At 37.1% G+C, this 20,871-nt stretch carries 18 protein-coding genes; 6 read left to right on the forward strand and 12 right to left on the reverse strand.

The genetic code is table 11. The annotated features are described in order from the left end of the window. Nucleotides 1-117: 117 nt before the first annotated feature. Nucleotides 118-1,809: an arginine--tRNA ligase gene (gene argS / locus ACWPVF_RS07910; protein ID WP_454385553.1), complete on the forward strand. Its 1,692-nt coding sequence runs from the start codon at nucleotides 118-120 to the stop codon at nucleotides 1,807-1,809. Between the two features lie 231 nt (nucleotides 1,810-2,040). Next, nucleotides 2,041-2,289 (forward strand): hypothetical protein, encoded by a 249-nt coding sequence (locus ACWPVF_RS07915; RefSeq protein ID WP_045613402.1) that lies wholly within the window; start codon nucleotides 2,041-2,043, stop codon nucleotides 2,287-2,289. 266 nt (nucleotides 2,290-2,555) lie between these two features. Here the strand turns inward: ACWPVF_RS07915 and nrdI are convergent, their stop codons facing one another. The 5 genes from nrdI to ACWPVF_RS07940 form a co-directional block, all read right to left on the reverse strand. Further along, entirely contained in the window at nucleotides 2,556-3,023 is a 468-nt protein-coding gene (gene nrdI, locus ACWPVF_RS07920) for a class Ib ribonucleoside-diphosphate reductase assembly flavoprotein NrdI (protein WP_045613399.1), read from the reverse strand. A gap of 75 nt (nucleotides 3,024-3,098) precedes the next feature. Further along, the gene (locus tag ACWPVF_RS07925; protein ID WP_454385556.1) at nucleotides 3,099-3,629 is read right to left on the reverse strand and encodes an ABC transporter permease; all 531 of its coding nucleotides are present in this window, start codon (nucleotides 3,627-3,629) and stop codon (nucleotides 3,099-3,101) included. A gap of 62 nt (nucleotides 3,630-3,691) precedes the next feature. Beyond that, nucleotides 3,692-4,978: a response regulator transcription factor gene (locus tag ACWPVF_RS07930; RefSeq protein ID WP_045613396.1), complete on the reverse strand. Its 1,287-nt coding sequence runs from the start codon at nucleotides 4,976-4,978 to the stop codon at nucleotides 3,692-3,694. 2 nt (nucleotides 4,979-4,980) lie between these two features. Further along, nucleotides 4,981-6,654, reverse strand: coding sequence for a sensor histidine kinase (locus tag ACWPVF_RS07935; RefSeq protein ID WP_454385558.1), 1,674 nt, complete (start codon nucleotides 6,652-6,654; stop codon nucleotides 4,981-4,983). Next, nucleotides 6,632-7,246 (reverse strand): YesL family protein, encoded by a 615-nt coding sequence (locus ACWPVF_RS07940; RefSeq protein WP_045613395.1) that lies wholly within the window; start codon nucleotides 7,244-7,246, stop codon nucleotides 6,632-6,634. The genes ACWPVF_RS07935 and ACWPVF_RS07940 overlap by 23 nt, the downstream gene beginning before the upstream one ends. A gap of 284 nt (nucleotides 7,247-7,530) precedes the next feature. On the opposite strand from ACWPVF_RS07940, the gene ACWPVF_RS07945 reads away from it, so the two are divergent. The 3 genes from ACWPVF_RS07945 to ACWPVF_RS07955 are packed head-to-tail and all read left to right on the forward strand — an operon-like array spanning nucleotide 7,531 to nucleotide 10,316. Further along, entirely contained in the window at nucleotides 7,531-7,902 is a 372-nt protein-coding gene (locus ACWPVF_RS07945; RefSeq protein WP_045613394.1) for a zinc ribbon domain-containing protein, read from the forward strand. A gap of 7 nt (nucleotides 7,903-7,909) precedes the next feature. Further along, nucleotides 7,910-9,502 (forward strand): ATP-binding cassette domain-containing protein, encoded by a 1,593-nt coding sequence (locus tag ACWPVF_RS07950; RefSeq protein ID WP_454385561.1) that lies wholly within the window; start codon nucleotides 7,910-7,912, stop codon nucleotides 9,500-9,502. 1 nt (nucleotide 9,503) lies between these two features. Then, the gene (locus tag ACWPVF_RS07955; protein ID WP_045613393.1) at nucleotides 9,504-10,316 is read left to right on the forward strand and encodes an ABC transporter permease; all 813 of its coding nucleotides are present in this window, start codon (nucleotides 9,504-9,506) and stop codon (nucleotides 10,314-10,316) included. A 571-nt stretch (nucleotides 10,317-10,887) separates the two neighbouring features. On the opposite strand, the gene ACWPVF_RS07960 is transcribed toward ACWPVF_RS07955, so the two are convergent. From ACWPVF_RS07960 to rpmF, 4 genes are all read right to left on the reverse strand, one after another. Beyond that, nucleotides 10,888-11,112 carry a helix-turn-helix transcriptional regulator gene (locus tag ACWPVF_RS07960; protein ID WP_454385564.1) on the reverse strand — a complete coding sequence of 75 codons (225 nt, stop codon included), beginning with the start codon at nucleotides 11,110-11,112 and terminating at the stop codon, nucleotides 10,888-10,890. 2 nt (nucleotides 11,113-11,114) lie between these two features. Beyond that, nucleotides 11,115-11,711, reverse strand: a complete 597-nt coding sequence (locus tag ACWPVF_RS07965) for a DUF3796 domain-containing protein (protein WP_454385566.1) — start codon at nucleotides 11,709-11,711, stop codon at nucleotides 11,115-11,117. A gap of 584 nt (nucleotides 11,712-12,295) precedes the next feature. Further along, entirely contained in the window at nucleotides 12,296-12,445 is a 150-nt protein-coding gene (gene rpmG / locus ACWPVF_RS07970; protein ID WP_001265622.1) for a 50S ribosomal protein L33, read from the reverse strand. Between the two features lie 15 nt (nucleotides 12,446-12,460). Next, nucleotides 12,461-12,643 (reverse strand): 50S ribosomal protein L32, encoded by a 183-nt coding sequence (gene rpmF / locus ACWPVF_RS07975; RefSeq protein WP_000290417.1) that lies wholly within the window; start codon nucleotides 12,641-12,643, stop codon nucleotides 12,461-12,463. A gap of 217 nt (nucleotides 12,644-12,860) precedes the next feature. Here rpmF and ilvD point away from each other — a divergent pair, with 217 nt between their 5' ends. Beyond that, entirely contained in the window at nucleotides 12,861-14,564 is a 1,704-nt protein-coding gene (gene ilvD, locus ACWPVF_RS07980) for a dihydroxy-acid dehydratase (RefSeq protein ID WP_454385568.1), read from the forward strand. A gap of 121 nt (nucleotides 14,565-14,685) precedes the next feature. Here the strand turns inward: ilvD and ACWPVF_RS07985 are convergent, their stop codons facing one another. From ACWPVF_RS07985 to pgfS, 3 genes are read right to left on the reverse strand one after another with little or no spacing between them, the layout of a single operon-like run. Then, complete coding sequence (locus ACWPVF_RS07985) at nucleotides 14,686-17,283, reverse strand: YfhO family protein (RefSeq protein ID WP_454385570.1); 2,598 nt, start codon at nucleotides 17,281-17,283, stop codon at nucleotides 14,686-14,688. Nucleotides 17,284-17,303: 20 nt separating this feature from the next. Then, nucleotides 17,304-19,931: a YfhO family protein gene (locus ACWPVF_RS07990; protein WP_414308012.1), complete on the reverse strand. Its 2,628-nt coding sequence runs from the start codon at nucleotides 19,929-19,931 to the stop codon at nucleotides 17,304-17,306. Next, on the reverse strand, nucleotides 19,921-20,871 hold the full coding sequence (gene pgfS, locus ACWPVF_RS07995; protein ID WP_045613741.1) for a glycosyltransferase PgfS: 951 nt from the start codon (nucleotides 20,869-20,871) through the stop codon (nucleotides 19,921-19,923). The genes ACWPVF_RS07990 and pgfS overlap by 11 nt, the downstream gene beginning before the upstream one ends.

Here is a 20,871-nt window from a genome sequence, read left to right on the forward strand (position 1 = left end):
TTTTTTTAGTAAGAACATTATATCAAAAAAACTGGATATTTCAAAAAATATCTCTTCTTTCAAAAAAAATGTAGTAAATTGTGATAAAATAGTAGAAAAGCCCTAAAGGAGCCTTAAATGAATACAAAAGAATTGATTGCTAGCGAGTTAGCTAGCGTCATTGATAGCCTAGACCAAGAGGCTATTTTACATTTACTAGAAACACCTAAAAACTCAGATATGGGAGATATCGCCTTCCCTGCCTTCTCATTGGCAAAGGTTGAACGTAAAGCTCCTCAAATCATTGCTGCTGACATCGCTGAAAAGATCAATAGCCAAGCCTTTGAAAAGGTTGTAGCAACAGGTCCTTACGTCAACTTCTTCCTTGATAAGGCTGCCATTTCTGGTCAAGTACTGCAAAACGTTATCACTGAAAAAGAGCACTACGCTGACCAAGAGATTGGCAATCAAGAAAATGTCGTTATTGACATGTCTAGCCCTAATATCGCTAAACCATTTTCAATCGGTCACCTTCGTTCAACAGTTATCGGAGACAGCTTGTCACATATCTTCCAAAAAATCGGCTATAAAACTGTCAAGGTCAACCATTTGGGAGACTGGGGCAAACAGTTTGGGATGTTGATTGTTGCCTACAAGAAATGGGGTAACGAAGAAGCTGTCAAAGCTCATCCAATCGATGAACTCCTCAAGCTCTATGTCCGCATCAATGCTGAAGCTGAGAACGACCCAAGTTTGGATGAAGAAGCACGCGAATGGTTCCGCAAGCTTGAAAACGGCGATGAGGAAGCTCTCGCTCTTTGGCAATGGTTCCGCGATGAAAGCTTGGTAGAATTTAACCGTCTCTACAATGAGCTACAAGTTGAATTCGACAGCTACAACGGAGAAGCTTTCTACAATGATAAAATGGATGCAGTTGTAGACATCCTTTCTGAAAAAGGACTTCTTGTTGAGTCAGAAGGTGCTCAAGTTGTTAATCTTGAAAAATATGGAATTGAACACCCAGCTCTTATCAAGAAATCTGACGGTGCAACTCTCTACATCACACGTGACTTGGCTGCGGCCCTCTACCGTAAAAACGAGTACCAATTTGCCAAATCAATCTATGTCGTTGGTCAAGAACAATCTGCTCACTTCAAACAACTCAAGGCTGTCTTGCAAGAAATGGGTTACGATTGGAGCCAAGATATTGTCCATGTTCCGTTTGGCTTGGTTACAAAAGAAGGGAAAAAACTTTCTACTCGTAAAGGGAATGTTATCTTGCTAGAACCAACTGTTGCAGAAGCTATCAGCCGTGCTAAAGCGCAGATCGAAGCCAAAAATCCAGAACTTGAAAACAAAGACCAGGTCGCTCATGCTGTTGGAGTTGGGGCCATTAAATTCTATGACCTAAAAACTGACCGTACAAATGGATATGACTTCGACCTTGAAGCTATGGTATCCTTTGAAGGCGAAACAGGTCCTTATGTTCAATATGCTTACGCTCGTATCCAATCGATCTTGCGAAAAGCTGATTTCAAACCTGAAGTGGGTGCCAACTATAGCTTGAACGATGCTGAAAGCTGGGAAATTATCAAGCTAATCCAAGATTTCCCACGTATCATTAAACGTGCAGCTGACAACTACGAACCTTCGATCATCGCTAAATTTGCGATTAGCTTAGCCCAAGCTTTTAACAAATACTATGCCCACACTCGTATCTTGGATGAAAGTCCAGAACGTGACAGTCGTCTAGCCCTCAGCTACGCAACTGCAGTCGTCCTCAAAGAAGCCCTTCGTTTGCTGGGTGTAGAGGCGCCAGAGAAGATGTGATTCAGTACCAACAATTGGAACTAAAGTTCCTAATTGTTGGACGCTAGCCACTTTTATGCGGACTAGCTAACTGCTTCACTAGTCGTGGTTCCTAAATATAATCGATTTAGGGGCTACGACGTCGTAAATGAGGCGACTTGCCTAAATGCTTTACAGTATCATCAGTCGAAAAGCGAAGAAGTTTCGCTTTTCTCTTACCACCTACTTCTTTATCACTTAGGGAGAATTTTTATGAGCCAGTATGCTTATATCTTAGTTGTTATCAGTCTTCTTTTCCTCTTTCTTGTCAATAAATACGAAAAAGAAAAACTTCAAAGACTGCTTCAGGACCAGCTATTGAAAGACCAAGCTTTTCGTGCAGCTATCAAAGAGAAAATCCAAACGATAGAAAACATCAATGATGTCATCGACTACATCAATAAAGGTTACCGTTTAGGAATTCCCATTTCAAAAGAAATCGTTGACGAAATTCGCAACTAACAAAAAAGCTCGAGATAAAAATTCTCGAGTCTTTTTTATTTATTTTTTCTTACAACTAAGATTCCCACCAAAATAACAATTCCTAGTGATGCCATGGTTCCGTAAGTTGACAAACTTTCATCAAGAAATTTCTCAGAGAACAGTATCAGACTAATTGCCAAGAGCAGCAAGGCACTACATAGCATAATATTTTTAAAGCTTGGTTTACCTTTCTTATGATAGAAAAATCTAAGGAATTTACTCATTTCGACAAAAAATCTGTCCTCTTACAAGGATTCAAGTTCATAAAGTTCTGCAATAATAGCTGCAACCTTTTTGATGTCTCCCAGCATGCCACGCATCTCAAAATCAGCTAAAACAGGGAAACCAAAACGTTGGCTGTATTGCTTAGCTGTCAAACAGTATTGATTGTTAAAATTGCGGTTACCTGATCCTACAACACCAAAACACTTACTGGCATTGTCACCATAGGCGATAAAGTCACCTACTGGAGTGGTCAAAATTTCCACGTCTCCATTGTCAACACCATTACCGCCTTCTAGATAGGTTGGTAGAAAAGCCACATATGGATTAGTCATCTCAAAGAAGTCTTCTCCATCTTTGACCAAGTCTTTAATATGAATCTTTTCTACTTCAATGTTCTCATACTGCTCCAACAAATATGCTTTTAGCCGGGTTACGAAACTTTCCGTATTGCCACTCAAACTTATATAGACCAAGGAAATTTTTTTCATCTTTTCCTCCCTCTTTCTCGAATCCAAAAAAATAACTACCAAGATTGTATCTTGATAGTTATTCTTTGTCAACTCTTAGGCGAGTTCTTCCTCTTGAGATTCTGTTAATTCTTTTTGCTGACGCCACATTTTATAGAAGACGATTGCTAGGAAGATAACATTGAGTACGATCCCAAAAATGGCTGAACCTTTGGCACCAAGCTCCGCTCCCATACGGATGTTAGGATCTGTAAAAAGTGAAACCGCATCCTGAACGCCGATAAAGTTGTAGATAGAACCAACGATGGCAACGAAGACATAACCAAGATAAGTGTAGTTAGCCAATTGGATGTTTTTACGAACAAGGAAAAACAAAGCCACAATAACTAGAATAACAGATAAGACAACCAAGAGAATACTGAAGACAGAATGACCATGCTCCGATACCTTAATCGTATAATCAACGAGCTCCTTAGCATAAGTGGCATTAACACCTGATGCTGATGTTTCTAAATTGCTCATACCCTCCGCAGTAGGTACTGGAGATATGATTCCAAATAGCGACATTGCTGAGAGTAAGGCTGAAAAAATCAGTAATACCCATAGATAGATTGGTTTCTTTTTCATAAAAGTAACCTCCTCATATTTTTTAAACTTATTATAGCATATTTTAAAATGGATAACAAAAGTTAGAGGGTTACATCAATCTGCTTGCGGTAGGCCTTAGGAGACTTTCCACATAGTTTTCGAAAAACCTTGTAGAAGTACCCTACATTACTATACCCAACCGTATAGCAGATATCCTCAATACTATCGTTTGTAGAGAGCAAGAGTTGCTGGGCAGCCTTGATGCGTTGCTTATTGAGAAGTTCCGCAAAGGTTGAATTGGTTTCCTTCTTGATTAACTGCCCTAAATACACAGGGTTGATAAAGAGGTCCTTACTGATATCCTTGAGAGATAACTCTTTTTTGTAATCTCTACCAATAACTTCGAGAACACTGACGACATTTTCATTCATGCGGTATTGACCAAAGAAGGAAGTTAAGGTTTCTTTTGTATAAGCGACTAAGTCCTCAAAGTATGTGATGGCTTGAATATTCTTGACGATATCTGTCATATCATCTGCTTTCAGATGCTCGAAGAGATGAAAGACATCCATAACAAACTGAGTAAAGAGTTGCTTGGTGATGGATACTCTAGGTGTATTTTCTAGCACAATCTTCTCGAGTAGGTTTAACTCATCGATAATCTGCTGAAGATTTCCCTGGATGATAACTCGATAGATGGGTTCATAATATGAGAAGAGACTTTCAGACTGATCTAGATTTACCGTTCCATAGAAAAGTGCTTTTTCAGCATCAAACTTCCATTTTTCAAAGTTGGCCTGATAAGGTGCCTCAAAAGGCAGAACGAGTAAACCGTCGAATTTCTGGTCTGCAATCACAATTTGCCAGTCTTGACCTAGGACGTAGTAAGGAATGACAAAATCCCCTTGTTTTTCCTGGGAAAGTCCAATCCACCAGTTTTCTTTTTGAGAGAGATGCGCCTTAAATGCTTCTTCATCTAATTTTTGGCTTAACATTTCTGGTTCATGCACTTTCTCACGAAGCTGACCGAGGATTTTCTCAAGTAAATGCTCTAGCTCGACCTTATCAACTGGTTTGACAAGATAGTCTACAACATTGAGGTTCATAGCTTTTTTGACATAGTCAAATTCTTGATAACCCGAGAGAAGGATATAATATGCATCTGGCAACAATTCCTTCATCTCCCCAATCATTTCAAGACCTGTCTTGTCAGGCATGTTGACATCAGAAATGACGACATCTACAGGATGCTCTCGAACATAGTCCAGAGCGTCGTCAGCATGATTGGCTGTTGCGACGACTTCCATATCCCATTTTTCAAAAGGAATCAAACGCTTGAGCCCTTCTGTAATCATGTACTCATCGTCTACTAATAGTACTTTATACATGTTTATCCTTTCTCTTCGTCCTGAATGGTGATTCTATATTGAACTCCTTCTTGTTCAGCGGATTCTACACTAATGTCATAGCGGCCTCCAAAGTAGAGCACAAAGCGTTCGTGGATATTCACAATCCCAATAGACTGCCGTTCCCCACTATAATCTGCTGTGTGTTCAAAGGTTCTTTGAGTTAATTTAGCTTGGATTTCTGCTAGTTTTTCAGCAGACATCCCACGGCCATTATCGGTTACCAAGATTTCGACATAGCCATCTTTTTTCAAAGCCTTGATACTGATCACATTATCTGTTCTTCTGTGGTCAACCCCATGGGCAAAATAATTTTCTACCAAGGGTTGGAGAGTGAACTTTGGAATACGCATTTCTTCCAATTCAGGGTCAATCTTAAATCCGTATGCAATGGATTTTGGATAGCGAACCATACAGAGATAACTGTACTTCCGACAAAACTCCACTTCTTGTTTGAGTGTCGTTTCTCGCTCGTCGGAAATATTATTGCGTAGGAGACTACTGAACTCATAGATGATATCTGCTAGTTCATTTTGATTCTCCATCACAGCATACATCCGCAAAAACTCCAGAGTATTATACATGAAATGCGGATTAATTTGAGCCTGTAGCGCACGCATGTTGGCATCTTTTTGATTGAGTTCCAGTTGATAAATATCGTGAATATTACTTTCCAGCCGGTCTAACATATCGTTTGTCGTCTCAGCAATCAAAAGTAATTCTTGATCCTTTTTGTCGGTATTGATCCTCTTGGTTTGCTCTCCCTTAGTAATGGCTTGAATCGAATCCACCAAGTCCACAACCTGAAGTTGATAATCAAAAAAGGTTCTTCTTAGGGTGACATATAAGATGATGATAAAGAGAGCACTCAAACCAATGATTAGAGCTGAACTCGCTAAACTACTATTTAAAACATAGTTCTGAGGCACGGCCACTTGAACCTGATAACCGTGCGCTGTTGTTCCTACAAGCCAAGAACCTCTAGTCCTTTTTTCTCCCAAATCGAACATATCTGTTTCATAGGGCGTGATGACAGAAACAGTGACTGGAACGATTCCTCTAGTGTTATCAATCGCCTTATAGAGGACTTCCGGTGGCACTGAGATATAAATAACTCCTAGGGCCCGGTCTGATACTGGATCAGATACTGGAACGGCAAAACTATTGGCATCTGGTTTAAAGTGTTCAGCTGGAACCTTCTGTCCACTTCGATTATCTCTCTTGGAAACAAAAACCTCGGTTGAATCCTGCAGAACAATCGCAACACCGCTCACAAAATCATTTCGAACGTAGATATCATCGATATTTTCATAAATAGAGACCGAAATATAAGGAGACGCCTTTCGTTCGAGTTGCCAATAGAAATAGTCTGGTGTACTGAGACTGAAATACTTATAAATCCCTTCGATGCGAGCTTGATTTTCTACCAAACCTTGAGCCAAGCGAGTGGATTCACGGTAATAGTATTCAACCTCATCGACTGTCCGAGCCAAGACACGTTGACTAACTCGACTTGCTTCCTTTTCACGCATATCCCAGTAGGCATAGGAAAGCAAGAGAGCAAAACAAGTGATGATAGCAATCATGACCAGACTATAGAGTCTAAGAAGTGAGTGGAGACGAAACTGTTTGGTATTATTTTGTGGCCAATTTTTCATGAATACTCTCATAAACAGGCTCCAATAAATCACTAATAAAGAAGTGCCACATTCCAATGCCTACAAAAATAAGGAGGGCTGGCATGTAGAAACCAATAATAATCAACAAGACACTTCCAAGAAGAACCTTGGTCATGGCTGATAGGCTCATAAATATTCCGATAAAAGCAAGCTTTAGAGTGTTTTTATAGGATAATTCAAAGTAAACCTGCAGTTTTAAAGACACTGCATAGCCTAGAAATACCAAGGCTACTAAAAAGATATTTAGAAAGGTTGCTGCCAAGTGGATAATGGTCTGGTTGGGCAATTGAATCATCAGATACAAACCGTAAATCAAGATTAAGTCAATTCCCATAAAGGTATAAAAGCTGAGATTGCTTTTGACAAAATTACTCTTAAACAAAGCCCAGGCTTCCTTAAAACGATAAGCACGATAAGAATAACCGTGTTCTGCATATAAACTCATGAGAGTTGCACTAGCGGGCGCTATACCAAAGACCACTCCTCCTGCTAGTGTCAATAACCAAAAATAAGCTGTCGCAATCATCCCCAAAAAGAAACGATGAAAGACTAGCTCAATGAAATTTCCCACGGTTTGCCTCCTATAAATTAATCTAGTTTTATTATAACATATTTCAAGCGCTCTCAAAAATAGGAGCAGTAAATATAAATAGAAAAAAGCTATATTGGAATTATGTCCGTTACAACCATCACTTCTCTAAGTACAAGCTTGATTAGAACTTATGAATCCCAATATCAAACTATTTTCTATTAACTTTTAAAACGGTATATGGAAATTTTGATAATATTATCATATGTGTTATACTGGAATCAAGTGAAATATATACTTACAATAATCATAGATAAGGAGAACAGATGGCTTTTTTAGATCAATTGAAAGATGGAGCTAGACTTGTCAAAGAGACAACAAGCACTGTTATTTCAGAAGGAAAGCAAAATGCAGAAAACCTTCGCAAGAAAAAGGAAATTCAAGTACTACAAAATCAAATCAATGACTTGTATAGATTAATAGGCATCAAATTTGTTGAAGAACATTTAGAAGAAATAAAGGAAAATCCTCTCTATTCAATTGAAATCGCTGAAATCACTAAGCTCTTTCAAGAGCAGATTTCTCTTCAAAAATCTATTGATTCATCTGGTCAAGACCTAGTTTCTTGTCCCCATTGTGGAACAAGTCTATCAAAAAGCTTCGAATTTTGCATCAATTGTGGAAAAGTAGTAAAGTAGAGTCGAAATGAAGGATTATATTGTAAAACTAAAATGTTCGAACTGTTTCAAAAATATTGGAATCGGTTGGAAATTCTGTCCTTTTTGTGGAGAGTATGTTGATAATACAAAACCTAAAGTGGACTTAAAGTATGTCGATAAAATTTATAGAGACAACGGTCAAGAAAATAAAAATATTCCTTTCAAAATGCCATCAACTCTCAAAAATGTAGGCGATAGGATAAAAGAAACTATCTCTGAAAAATTAGACAAAGGAGAGGAAGTTCAAGATCATACAATTTCCTTATTTACCTTTGTTCTCAAAGAAGCTATCGTTGTTACCAAAGAAATCACTGAAATTTTGAATGATGATGAGAATTTTCCATTAGAAAAAGATCATACTGGTTACTATTTACAGAGTAATACGGATGTCATCTATATAAACAATAGAAAAATTGATATTGGTAAAAAACACTACCTAAATAATCGAGATAACCTCCGTGTTGATGATACTATTTATATTTTTAGTCTCATGAACCAGAAGGATATCGAATGGAAGCAAGAGGAAATCAACACAAGTCTAGAAGAGAAAGTGGACAAGCATTTTGAAGTCCTAAACAACGGTAATATATATGTCCACCCCCTAGGGGACATGGTTTATTTGAATAATCATCTAATTAAGGATAAAACATACCTAAATGACTATGATTTAGTATCCATAAACCATCGACTCTTCGTCGTTTATAATAATTCCTTAGTTTTTCAACATGAATTAACTGAAAGTCAAGGAAAGAGTCTCGCGGATAATATCAATAGAATTGAACAAGATACACAGTTATCTGTTCGAATTCGAGAACGTCTCGCGGGAGAGAAGCTTTTATTATCAGAGATTGACTTTCAAGTATCCTCTGGCGAAATCGTGCTCATTTTAGGTGGTTCAGGAGCAGGAAAAACCACACTGATCAACGCCATCATGGGCATAGAAAAAGCGGATGCTGATATCTTATTAGGAAATATAAACATCTATAATCAATTCGACAAAGTTCGAAGAATGATTGCCAATGTCCCTCAATTTAGTCTTCATCGTGAAAAAGATAGTGTTTATATGACTCTGAAAAATGCCGCAGAGATGAAACTAGTACGAGATTTTACTAAAGATCCTGCTTTATTAGAAGAAAAAATTTCAAAAGTACTAGAAACAGTCAAACTAACAAAGAAAAAAGAGGCCTTAGTATCTGAATTAAGCGGCGGAGAGAAAAAAAGATTGAGTATTGCTACTGAGTATATTGCAGATCCAGTTGTATTTGTTCTAGATGAACCAGATTCTGGAGTAGATGGCAGTAACGCTCGTTCAATTATGGCTAGCTTAAGAAGTATCGCTGATGACAATAAGATTGTTTTTGTTATTTCTCATAGTCCAGATCGAACCCCAGAATTATTTGATAAAGTATTAGTTCTCGCTAAAAGTGAGGAAGAATCGTGCGGTAAACTGGCCTTTTATGGCTCTGTAGAAGATACCCTAGAATTCTTTAATGTCAATCAACTTGAACTTGTGGTGTCTGAAGTAGAGCAAACTCCAGATTACTACATCGAAAAATATAAAGAATATAAAGGAGATTAAAATGAACTACGCATCGAATAAAGAACAAATTTTGATCTATTTGGGTAAATTTAAACGAAATTTTTTAAATTCTAACGGATGGTATTCTTTTATAAGTACTGCTATCATTGCCCTTATTACTTGTATTGTTGCTGGAAAAGACGGATTTTCAACCGGCTTAGGTGCAGAAGTGAAATCTACTTCATTCATTATTGTTTGTGCTTGTATTTGGATAGGGGTTTTTAACTCTATTACATTGATTTGTAAAGAAAGAGATATTATTAAGCACGAATACCGAGGAGGCATGAACCTGTCATCGTATATGTTCGCTCATATGCTATTCCAAGCCCTTGTTTCTCTAATTCAAGCTATTATTTTCTCCAGTATTTTATTCTTATTCTATCACAACTCAATTTCAGAATTTAAAACTATCTTTGATAATGACAGTTTACGATTCATTTCTTATTTCTTAACTATATTTTTAACCATTTATTCGGCAGATGCTTTAGGTTTATTTGTCTCTTCAATTGTTAAAAATGTTGAAAAAGCAATGACTGTAATGCCCTTTGTCATTCTCCTTCAATTTCTCTTTGCAGGAAATATACCTTTAAATGGCTTTTTGCAGTTCTTATCTTATTTTACACTTAGTCGTTATAGTTTTGATGGGCTTTTAGACTTAGCCGGCTTTAAAGAGGGGGGATCATTTTTCAGTACCTCAACAAAAGTACAAGTAAATTTAATAGTTGCATGGATCCTTTTAGTTGCTTTCTCTATCCTATTGGCCTATCTAGCAAGCAAACTATTAAAATCTGTCGAAAAAGATACGAGAGGTTAATGTTGATTGAATTAGTTTAGTAAACTAGGTTTATAAATCAAAAAAGGTAGTAAGAGAATATCTTACTACCTTTTCTGTTTTAAGAAGTAAATTTGGAATCTATATTGGCTGTGATATTGTCTCTAACAAATGTGCATTAATAAAAATAAACAACAAGTTGATAAAATTGATATGTAATTTCAAAACAAGACAAAAACGCTCTAGACAATATGACTAGAGCGTTTTTCTTCTATATTAATTCGTATTGAACGCTTACTTCACTTCTCAATAACATAAGCTCCGAAAACGAACTTTTGGTAATCTAATGATAATCCATTGTTTGTAAGATTAGGTTATAAGTGTTTATTTCCAACGAAAATGAATTTTGATTGCTTAATTTAATAGGCTTTTACAGATATTTGATTTTTGTTACCCAAAGCCAGGCTTGAAAAAAGCTCGTAAAGCATCACAATTAGTAAACGCTAATTCGAAAGAATTACTATATTTTAAAAGAGCACATTTTCAAAGGATTTTTTCTTTTGGCTTCAATTCCTAATTTATCAATGAACTTAAAACAAGGTCTCGAAAAGAATTATGCTTCCTCTTTCTGTCTGAGTTCAAAGAGAGCTTCTACTTTCAGATTAAAAACTTGAGCAATTTTAAGAGCCATTTCCAGCGAAGGATTGTAACGATTATTTTCCAAGTGCAGAATTGTCTCGCGTCGCATGCCGATGAGGTCGGCTAACTCCTGCTGGGTCATGCCTGTGGACTCACGAACAGATTTGAGATTAGTAATAATATTGCTTTCTTTGGCCATGCTTATCCTCTCCGTTCCAAGATAAGATAGACAACCGCAAAGATGCAAATCAAGGCAGCTATGCTAAAAAATATCTGTCCCATGTAAAGAGCGAGAGACCCCATATACCCAATGATAACTGCTAGGATCATCAGTGCGCCTAGTATAAAAACAAACATCAAGCTAGCTGCCTTGGCTAAATTAGCATAAAAGCGTTCGTCCGGAGTTTCCTTGACATTTTTCAAACAGAAAAAAGCAAATAAAATCACTTCAATAACGAGGCCAATTCCCAAAATCCATTCTTTAATACCAGAACTTAAGCTTGGGGTCGCAACCCAAATTCCTAATGTATAAAAAATACTTGCTGCAAACAAAAGTATCGTGTAAAGCTTAGCAGACAAGTCAAAAATAATCTTTCCCTTACCTTTCTGACTTTTATGAGACCATAGTTTCATATGTAGCCAGCTCCAAATAGCTATAATTTGACCTGACACTGAAATACCAGTAATAACTAACTTGGGTCCCCAACTAAGATTAGAACCAAATAAAACAATAAAATCAATAATGAGAGCTACGGCAATCATTGCAATGAGGCCACGCATTTTTTGACTTTTTTTCATGATAGACTCCTTTTTTTGTGTTATAAATATATAACATTTAAATGTTATGTTATAAATATATCACACTTAAATTTAGAAAGCAAGAATTTTATGTGTCAATGTGGTAATTATTTGAAAAAATTTTTTAATTAAAGACCTCGCTAGTCAAACAACTAAAGAATTCTTTGAAGCAATGCATCTGATTTGGTTTGGATAGTTTCGTTAATAATATTTGATGATAAAGAATTTTTGGAAAATCTAGATACTGTATGAATCTCTACTTTTTTCTTAGACTGTTATAAAGTCTGTCAGAATAAGCTTTGTAGGTGTAGAAGTTAATTTTTACAGAACTAAATTTTTCCCCTATTTAGAATCTATTAATTCATATTTTATGAAATTAATCAGTAGATATCGTTCTGAAAAGCCTTGATAATACGCTGTTTTTAGTCCAACTGAAACCCATACTTTCCAAACCAGGTCTTGAGAAAAAAGGTAGAGAAAAAGGTAGAGTTTGAATTGAAATACAGTGTAATATATCGCATTTGGCAAAAAGAAAAAACGCTTTAAATCAGCGTTTTTCTTATGTATTGATTCGTATTGAACCCCTACTTAACTTCTGTAAACACAACGTGTTTGCGAAGTTTTGGTGAGTATTTCTTCAATTGAAGACGGTCTGGAGTGTTACGTTTGTTTTTAGAAGTAAGGTACAAGCGTTCACCAGATTCTTTGTGTTCAAGTGTAATATTTACGCGCATGGTATCTCCCTTCTATTATTCAGCTGATGCAGCTTTAGCGATCTTACGTCCTTTGTAGTATCCTTTAAGTGATACACGGTGAGAACGTGAGTAATCTCCAGTAGTTTCGTCAAAGTTTACAGATGGAGCTGTTACTTTGTAGTGTGTACGACGTTTGTTTTTCTTCGCTTTTGAAGTGCGACGTGCAGGTACTGCCATTTTGATTTCTCCTTTTAAGATATAAATTCAGTTAGGTTTGATTTTCATCAACTTTAATAGTATATCAAAACTTTTTTGTAAAGTAAAGTTACTTGACAAAAAAAGATTATTTTTTTTATAGTTCATTCTTGAATTGTCTGAAAATTCAAGAATTTTCTTCTGTTATTCAGGTGAAAATTGTGCTATAATGGAACAAACTGAAACGGGAGGGACTTGAATGACAGGATTAGATAAACGTCACCGCAGCAGCATCTATGACAGCATGGTTAAATCACCAAACCGTGCCATGATGCGAGCGACTGGTATGACAGATAAGGACTTTGAAACACCGATTGTAGGGGTCATTTCGACTTGGGCTGAAAATACACCTTGTAACATCCACTTGCATGACTTTGGTAAGCTTGCAAAAGAAGGTGTCAAATCAGCTGGTGCTTGGCCTGTTCAATTTGGAACCATTACGGTAGCAGATGGGATTGCCATGGGAACGCCTGGTATGCGCTTCTCTTTGACATCTCGTGATATCATTGCGGATTCTATCGAAGCTGCTATGGGTGGTCACAACGTGGACGCCTTTGTGGCTATCGGTGGCTGTGACAAGAACATGCCTGGTTCTATGATTGCCATTGCCAATATGAATATCCCAGCCATTTTCGCCTACGGTGGTACTATCGCCCCTGGAAATCTTGATGGCAAAGACATCGACTTGGTTTCTGTATTTGAAGGTATCGGTAAATGGAACCACGGTGATATGACGGCTGAGGACGTCAAACGTCTCGAATGTAACGCCTGCCCTGGCCCTGGTGGTTGCGGTGGTATGTATACTGCTAACACCATGGCTACTGCTATCGAAGTTTTGGGTATGAGTTTGCCAGGATCTTCTTCTCACCCTGCAGAATCTGCTGATAAGAAAGAAGACATTGAAGCAGCTGGACGTGCTGTCGTCAAAATGCTTGAACTCGGTATCAAACCGTCTGATATCTTGACTCGTGAAGCCTTTGAAGATGCCATTACAGTTACTATGGCTCTCGGTGGTTCTACAAACGCTACTCTTCACTTGCTTGCCATTGCCCACGCGGCTAATGTTGACTTGTCACTTGAGGACTTCAATACGATCCAAGAACGTGTGCCTCACTTGGCCGACCTGAAACCTTCTGGTCAGTATGTCTTCCAAGACCTCTACGAAGTTGGTGGTGTGCCAGCGGTTATGAAGTACTTGTTGGCAAATGGCTTCCTTCACGGAGACCGTATCACATGTACTGGTAAAACTGTCGCTGAAAACTTGGCTAATTTTGCAGACCTGACACCAGGTCAAAAAGTCATTATGCCACTTGAAAATCCTAAACGTGCAGACGGTCCGCTTATCATCTTGAACGGTAATCTTGCTCCAGACGGTGCCGTTGCCAAGGTATCTGGTGTGAAAGTTCGTCGTCACGTTGGTCCAGCCAAGGTCTTTGACTCAGAGGAAGATGCTATCCAAGCTGTCTTGTCTGATGAAATCGTTGATGGCGATGTTGTCGTTGTTCGTTTCGTTGGACCTAAGGGTGGTCCTGGTATGCCTGAGATGCTATCACTTTCGTCAATGATTGTTGGTAAAGGTCAAGGAGACAAGGTTGCCCTCTTGACAGACGGACGCTTCTCTGGTGGTACTTATGGTCTGGTTGTTGGACATATAGCACCTGAAGCTCAGGATGGTGGACCAATTGCCTACCTTCGTACAGGAGATATCGTCACCGTTGACCAAGATACAAAAGAAATTTCCATGGCTGTATCTGATGAAGAACTTGAAAAACGTAAGGCAGAAACAACCTTGCCACCACTTTATAGCCGTGGTGTCCTCGGTAAATATGCCCATACCGTATCTTCTGCATCTCGTGGTGCCGTTACAGACTTCTGGAATATGGAACAATCTGGTAAAAAATAAGCTCTCATATTATTCTATAAAGAATTTCCTTATTACAGTCTAATATAATAGGCACACAAAAAGGATGAAGTTCTTATGAACTTCATCCTTTTTTAGTGGAATAGGCAACAAAGCATGTTATCTACTCCACTTTTTGCTTTTTCCACAAGTAAATGAGTACGATAAGAGAAGTTATTGAAAGCACTATTCCAGTGTTTAACCCTGGTGGGCTATAACTCCATACAATCTCGTGTTCTCCTTCAGTTAGTGAAACACCCATAAAGAAACCAAGAGATTTTTGAACTTCTTGATTTTGACCATCTACTGTTACACTCCAACCTGAGTGGTATGGAATAGTAAAGGTCGCAAAGGATTCTTCACTATTTGTAACATTGACGTGTGCTTTCACCGTTGAATTTGAATAGGAATCAATGGTGATGTCATTTGCTTTTTTAAACCGTTCCAAAGCATTGGTTAGAGTTGGTATATCGATTGAATAGAATTTAAAACCACGAAGATCCCATTCTTTGGCTTTTCCTTCATCAATTGTAAATGTAAGCGTTTTGTTTAAGTTTCCATTTCCAACTACCCATAATTGATTTTCTCTGAATCGATTTTCATAAGGATAACTTAATCCGTCTACCAACACTTTTGATTTAATAATTGAACCAGCTTGTCTTTCTGGAATTTCAACAAAGTACAACTTGTTTGGTTCAAGAGATAACTTCCATTCAATTTTTACCGGAGTACCCTCTTGAGTAATTGTGTATTTGTCACCATTTTTCGTTAAATTTTCAACATGGGCTTCTGATACACTTACTTCTTTAAGACCTGCCTTCTCAGCAATCCCCACAACTTGTAACAATTGATTTAAATTATTAACAGGTTTGTTCTTTTCAAAACTTACATTTATTGCAAAATCCTTATTTGTCAGATAACCCAAGGAAAGAGCATATGGATTCTGATAAACAGCAAAGTTCTTTAAGGTTCCTTCTTTCTGATATAAACCACGAATATCCGCAAAGACTTTATTTTCATCGCCATCCATCATAAACCGCGAAAAACCAAACATAGAATCTAAAATAATATTTCGTCCTGTATAGTTTACAACTGATTGAGAGGCAGGAAGTCCTAAGTGACTAAATTCTTCAATTAATGTATTCTCTAAACTCGATGTAAAGTGAGAGGCTCCATTATAATTATAAGCAATCGGAAAATTGGCATGCGACAATCCCTTATTCATCTCCAGACGTGTAAATTGATTTAATTTACTATAACCTTCTTCATCAAAAGCAATCGCATACTCCATTTGAGTCTTCAAACTAGAATTACTGACGAAAAATGGTACTCTTTTCAGTCCAATAAACGCACCCAATAGTAACTCTACAATAACAACTCCTGTTACTAGTTGTAGTCTTCGAGATAAATCGACCTTTGTTAAAAAGAATGCACATAAAATGATACTATAAATAATAAATGCCAGTATTTTCTGTAATGTTTCTACATAAGAAAGTGTAGCAAGCATTGAGAACAATAAAATTGACCCAAAACCTATAAGAGCTACCAAAAATTCATTAAATCGGAATCTATTTTTCCACTTCATCAAACTTTCGGAAGCTAAGACCAACATAAAGGCATTTGCAATCCAAGAATTTCTAAAATAGAAACCGACCGGACGTTGCCCCATATGCCAAATCTGATCAAAGCCTTGAATATTGAAGGAAAGTAGTAAAATCAATAATACGAATGTTGCAGATAATTTGCTACGAAGAGAAATTTCTTTTTTTACATAGAAAACAAACAGTCCAAAGAGACCTAAACTTCCAATGAAAAGATGTGGTAAGGCTTTTGAATCCCCCCACTCTTTTTCACTGAAGGAGCCTAAAATGAATTTCTGAGGAAGTGTTATAAGATCATTCACTATTTTAGAAGACCATTCAAATGTACTTCCTGCACTCGCCTTACTTTCTACCAAGGCACCAAACACTGGTAGCAGCCAGAACATTGCAAGTCCTACTCCAATCATTGCAAACAATGCAACCCTACCAATTTTCAATAGGTAGTCTTTCAAGAAAGCTTTCTTTGAAAAAACAGCATAGAATGCATAGAGAGCCACAAAAAGGCACATCATATACCCTGTATAGAAATTCGTAATCAAGCTGACTGCAAGGAAAATCGGTAATTTAAATGATCGTTTTCCTTCTACGATTTCTTCAATACCAAGAAGAATGACAGGAACGTAAATTAGATTATCTAAAAAGTTGGGATTGAAATGCTGTGATACAATAAATCCACTAAGCGCATAAGATGTAGATAAACCTAATGACAGCCAGTAATTTTTGCTAATACCTTGATATTTCTTTTCAAGAAAATATCCAAACGCCACTCCCATTACTCCAAAGCGAACGAGTGGAATCACATAACTCAAAATATGAAAAGTCGAAATTGGAAAAATTACGTATAAAAACGTGAAAGGACTTAAACTATTAAAGCCCCATACACTTGGCATTGCTCCTCCCAGGGATTTAGAGAAGGACCAAAACAGACCGCTAAAATCACCGCTCCAAAATAGTTTATGTAATCCGATATAAAGCGGAAAATATTGTGAAAGAAAATCTCCACTATGCACCGAATTTTGTGAAAAGGGAGTCAACCCTAAACAAAGGAAGACTCCTAACATACCCATAAATGGAACAAAGAATAGCGAACTAAATTTTAATTTCATTTTTGAAATTTTCATTATAGTCTACTCCTACTAAATTAAATCCATTTTTTATAAATTGCAAATCCATAAAGAGAGGTTGATAAGATTGAAATTAGAAAACCTACGACAAATCCATCTGGCAAGTAACTCATTTCAATTGTATGTTCACCTGGTGTGATCTTGTAGGCTAACAAACTATCCCAAACTTTAGCAGTTTCAACTACTTTTCCATCTACTTTAACAGTCCAACCTTTTTCATATGGGATACTGGTCATCATCCAAGTACTGTCATCAGTTATATTAACTGTTCCTTTAAAACTACGATTATCCCAATAAGTTAATTTTATTCCTTGTAGCTGACGTTCTTGAATGATACGATTTGCTAGAGCAGCATTAGAACGAGCCAAGCGCAGTCCAGATAAATTATATTCATTATCCGAATCAATTTCAATCGTTAAATCTGTAGGTTGACCAACTGAATTATGTGCAATTTGAATAAATTGCGTTTGTTGGAATTTATCTTGGAATTCATAATTTTTGCCATTTAACATGACACGAACTTTATTTTTATCTGTATGAGATAATTTTTGCGGAATTGCTACCCAATAATCCTCAGCAGATTGAGGTACTAAATGATAGGTAATCGTTCCTGGTTTTGAAGAATCAATACGCTTATAGGTTTCCGGTTTAGACGGATCTACAACTTCCATATTGTCCAATTTCATCTCATTTGCTCCGAGTACAGCTAAATAATTTTCGCTCGTCGCCCCCATAGCTTGTACAATCTTATTTTGATTTTGAATCGGTTGATGGTTCTCTAATTTCACATTCACCGTTGCATCATTAACACCATAAGCAATTGGCAAAATCAAACCTGTCTCGAATGTCTTTGTTCTAGCAGCTTCATAAACAGGTGCTTTTGTCGTAACATCTTTACGCGTTACCATGTTTCCGAATACATACAGTTTGGATGTATCAGGATAGTCCTCTTTAAGCACTGGTTTTGGAGTCACTAGATATTTTACTGAGAAGAGTGCATCTTGGAACGGAGTTCCTTGATAGTAGGTCGTTGCATTAATTCCGTTGTTTCCTAAACGGTCAAATAAATCACGTGTACTATTTTCCAGGTTGGAACTGAAAACCGATAGTCCCGGATAATCCACCATAAATGGATCATTCTTACTTAAATTGAATGATTTATTAATTCTGTAAAAATCACTGTGGTCAGGTCTAATTGGATTAATCGCTTCCTTTAATTGTAAAACTGCATCGTGATACTTATAAGCGTCTGTATACCCAACTCTTGATTGAACAAGCGCTGCATTAGCTGTTAACTCAACTACAGTCAAAGCAGCTATAATCATCCAAGCTCTTTTTACTTTAGGATAGAATAAAGCTGCAAGCAAAACCACAAAAATCAAAATCGTTGCAAGACGTTGCCAAACTGTTAAGAAAGAGTGTTGTTGTAACTGTACAATAGAAAAGATAACTGCACCGCTAATCAGTAGGAAGCTAGCTTCTCTTTTAGTAAATTTTTCTACTTCTCGTAGACTTAGATAAGCCAAATAAACTAAAAAGAAAGCAATAATCCATGAGAAGCGATAGAAAAATCCAGCTGGATTTTGTCCCATATGCCACAACTTACTTGTAAATTCATGGGCACAAGAAATCAAAAACACTACGAGAACAAAACTTGCTGCAATTTTACTCCATCTTGAAATCTTACTTGAAATAAAGTAATAAAGTGTTCCTAGTAAACCAAAGCTAGCCACATATATATTTGGCAAGTTAGGTCCAGCTGGCCAAGAAGTATTATCAAAAGCTCCTAAAAAGAGTTTTGCTAAAATCTCAAACGGATTGATTTGTAACTTCCAATCAAATCTCAGAGTGCTTTGCAAGCCCCCTTTTGTTGATACCAAACTAATCAGAATTGGGAGCAATACAGCTGATACTATTCCAACAGCTAGTATAGATGCGGCAGCTAATTTCCCTATTCTTATTAGAATAACCTTTTTATTTCGTAAGTTCTCTGAACGAATAATGTAGAACAAAGCATAAATGACCACAAAAATGCAGGTCATATAACCCATGTAAAATTGTACAAAGAGAGATAAGGCAAGCATGCCAATATAGCCTCTTGGAGACTTATTATCTAGTACTTGTTCAACCCCAATTAAAACTAATGGAAGCATGATCATTCCATCATAGAAAATTGGGTTCATTTGATAACTAACATTAAACCCATTTAATGCGTAGATGGTAGCGACGATTGGAACCAAGTAGGCCTTATTCTTTAATCCATCATAACGTTTAACCAAGAAATGTGCCATGGTTAATCCCATTGCTCCATAACGTAAGGCAATAACGATAGGTACCACCCATTGGAAATTTTCTTCAGAGGTTAATAGAAAGAGTAAGTTAAATGGACTCAACAAGTTGAAGCCCCAAATCCCTAACATCCCACCTCCAATGGATTTAGAGAAAGAGTAGAAGAAACTACTCCAATCGCCATTTAAAAATAAATGTTTGAAATAAGCATATAAGCCAATATACTGTGCGTTAAAGTCAACCGCCATGAGTGACTTTGTCCCGAAAGGAAAGAAGCCATCAATAGCCCAAGCCACAAACATGATGGCTATAGGTGCAATAAAACTTGCTAGATAGACTTTCTTCTTAGTCGTCATTTTGCTCTCCTTTCACAGTAATGTTCGTTTGGTCGACAAGATAATGTGGACGTTTCTTCACTTCATAATAAATCTTACCGATATATTCTCCGAGTACCCCAATAGAAATCAATTGAATTCCACCAAAGAGAACGACTGAGAAGATTGTAGTAAAGTATCCACTCACGAGTGAATCCGGTACTACGAGATATTGGATAAAGGTCCAAAGAACATAAACCAATGAAATTAATAAACAGAATAAACCAAAATTAATACACATACGTAGAGGTTTATCGTTGAATGATAAAATACCTTGAATCGCATAGTTCAATGAGAACTTCAACGAGTATTTTGTTTCACCTACAGTACGTACTTGGTTTTCATATTCGATGACTTTTTCTTTAAAGCCAATCCAAGCAAAAATTCCTTTAGAGAATCGGTTGTATTCTTGTAATGAAAGGATAGCGCTGACTGCTTTACGGCTGAAGAGACGGAATTCAGATACTCCATCCATTAATTCGATATCCATCATTTTATTCGCAAGTCGATAGAAATGTTTTGCTAAGAATGTACGATGTGGTTTTTCACCTGTGCGTGTGCGACGAGCACTCACGACGTCATAACCTTCTTCATACGCTTTAATCATTTGCGGAAGAAGTGCAGGTGGATGTTGTAAGTCCCCATCCATTAAGATGACAGCTTCGCCTGTTGCATATTCAAGACCAGCAATCGTCCCAGCTTCTTTCCCAAAGTTTCTGCTGAAACTAATATATTTCACGCGAGAATCGCCAGCTGCGATGGCACGCATTTTTTCAAAAGTCCGGTCCTTACTACCGTCATTAATAAAAATAATTTCAAATTCGGCTTTTGTAATTTGATTGATTTCTTTAACCAATTCATCATACATTTTCTGAATCATATTCTCTTCGTTATAAAATGGAATTACTACAGATAATTTCAT

It is taken from the genome of Streptococcus sp. Marseille-Q7087 (assembly GCF_965111935.1).